Source organism: Porphyromonas sp. COT-108 OH1349 (assembly GCF_000768755.1).
Taxonomy (GTDB): domain Bacteria; phylum Bacteroidota; class Bacteroidia; order Bacteroidales; family Porphyromonadaceae; genus Porphyromonas_A; species Porphyromonas_A canoris.
This window is the reverse complement of record NZ_JRAH01000006.1, coordinates 1-325: the sequence shown is the minus strand read 5'-3', so window position 1 is coordinate 325 and position 325 is coordinate 1. Positions and strand designations below refer to the sequence as shown.

The window sequence follows — 325 nt, the reverse complement described above, 5'->3', positions numbered from 1 at the left end:
TAACTGGGGCTAAGTCGTAACAAGGTAGCCGTACCGGAAGGTGCGGCTGGAACACCTCCTTTCTGGAGCGAAGTATTCGTGTCTGTTGTTTATATAAATGACAGACAGCTATTACTTGGGTATGAAGGGTAATGTACCCTGTCTGCTTGTTGAGAATGTATTCAATAGTACAATATATCATTCGATCCGGAAGAGAGGGGTCGAAATGAGTGGCGTGAGTCTGTACGGAGTACGATCTGCTATCCAGTCCTATAGCTCAGTTGGTTAGAGCGCTACACTGATAATGTAGAGGTCGGCAGTTCAAATCTGCCTGGGACTACGAAAG

General features: G+C 46.2%; 1 tRNA gene and 1 rRNA gene. Both read left to right on the top strand.

Going from position 1 to position 325, the window contains the following annotated elements:
- Window positions 1-62, top strand: a 16S ribosomal RNA gene (locus JT26_RS01315); the annotation flags it as partial.
- A 183-nt stretch (window positions 63-245) separates the two neighbouring features.
- A tRNA-Ile gene (locus tag JT26_RS01310) sits at window positions 246-319 on the top strand.
- The last annotated feature ends 6 nt before the right edge of the window (window positions 320-325 follow it).